Raw genomic sequence first — 1,365 nt, 5'->3', positions numbered from 1 at the left:
CCAACACCTACGGCCCTGTCAACACGATCTTCAGCAAGAACGTACCGGGCAGCAACACCAGCCGGTGACGTTCGCCAACGTCCACGCCGGCCTGCGACGGGGCGGTGCCGCACTCGTCCCCGGCAGCAACAGGCGCCTGACCTTCGACGGCGCCCGCTCCGTCACCGTCCCCGCCGGCGGCATCGTCTACAGCGACCCGCTGCCCGGCCGCGTTCCGGCCGGGCGCACCCTCGCCGTCAGCATGTACGTGCCCCGGGCGGGCGGCGCGCTCACCGGACACTGGCTGGCGATGCAGACGTCCTACAAGACCGTGGGCGACCACGCCGCGGAGGAGGGCGCGGCCCACTGGAAGCAGCGGACCGGCTCCTGGTTCTACCTCGACGCCGTCACCGTACGGCCCCGCGAGAAGACGGGCGCGGTGGCCGCCCTCGGCGACTCCATCACCGACGGCTGGCATTCCACGACCGACCGGGACCGCCGCTGGCCCGACTTCCTGGCCCGCCGCCTGGGCGAGGCCACCGGCACCAGGGTCGAGGGAGTGGCCAACGCGGGCATCGCCGGGAACAAGGTCCTCCTCGACGGTCCCGGGCAGAGCGCCCTGAACCGTGTGCAGCGCGACGCGCTCTCGCTGCCGGGCGTACGCACGGTGTTCCTCTTCCAGGGCGTCAACGACATCAAGGCCGAACCCGGCGCCACTGGTGCCGGGCTGATCGCCGGCTACCGACGGCTGATCGACCGGGCGCACGCGGCCGGGAAGTGCGTCGTCGGAGCCACGATCGCCCCCTACAAGGGCTGGCAGGAGTGGGACCCCGCCGGGGAAGCGGTGCGGCGGCAGGTCAACGCCTTCATCCGCGACAGCGGCGAGTTCGACGGGGTCACCGACTTCGACCGCGTCCTGCGCAGCCCCGACGACCCCGAGCGGATCCGCCCCGCCTTCGACGGCGGCGACCATCTGCACCCCAACGACCAGGGGATGCGGGCGATGGCCGACGCCGTCGACCTCGAGGACCTCGACTGCGGGACCGGCTAGCCCCAGGTCGCCCCGTTCACCTGCTCGGGCGGTCAGGCGGACGTCGTCGGCTCCGGGGCGATCAGGCCCTCGCGGTAGGCGATCGCCACCGCCTCGCCGCGGCTCGACGCGCCCACCTTGGCGAGGATGTTGGAGACGTGGACGCTCGCGGTCTTGCCGCTGATGAACAGCTCCTCGCCGATCTGCCGGTTGCTGCGGCCGAGGGCGAGCAGCCGCAGCACGTCCTGCTCGCGCGCGGTGAGGACTGCGGCCCGGTCGTCGCTGCCGGGCCTGTCCGACAGCCGGCCGCGACGGATCAGGTCGTCCGCCTGTTCGCGCAGCGGTGTGGCGCCGAG

At 73.0% G+C, this 1,365-nt stretch carries 2 protein-coding genes; one reads left to right on the top strand and one right to left on the bottom strand.

The features are described 5' to 3' along the window. Positions 1–1,030 (top strand): SGNH/GDSL hydrolase family protein (locus ABT116_RS46635; protein ID WP_351647328.1); only part of this gene is annotated, 1,030 nt, incomplete at its 5' end. A 32-nt stretch (positions 1,031–1,062) separates the two neighbouring features. Here the strand turns inward: ABT116_RS46635 and ABT116_RS46630 are convergent. Further along, a partial coding sequence (locus ABT116_RS46630; protein WP_351647325.1) for a response regulator transcription factor occupies positions 1,063–1,365 on the bottom strand: 303 nt, incomplete at its 5' end.

The organism is Streptomyces sp. NPDC002130 (assembly GCF_040296465.1).
In the GTDB taxonomy this organism is placed as follows: Bacteria; Actinomycetota; Actinomycetes; order Streptomycetales; family Streptomycetaceae; genus Streptomyces.
The sequence above is the reverse complement of the archived record's forward strand: the minus strand, read 5'-3'. Positions and strand labels throughout refer to the sequence as shown.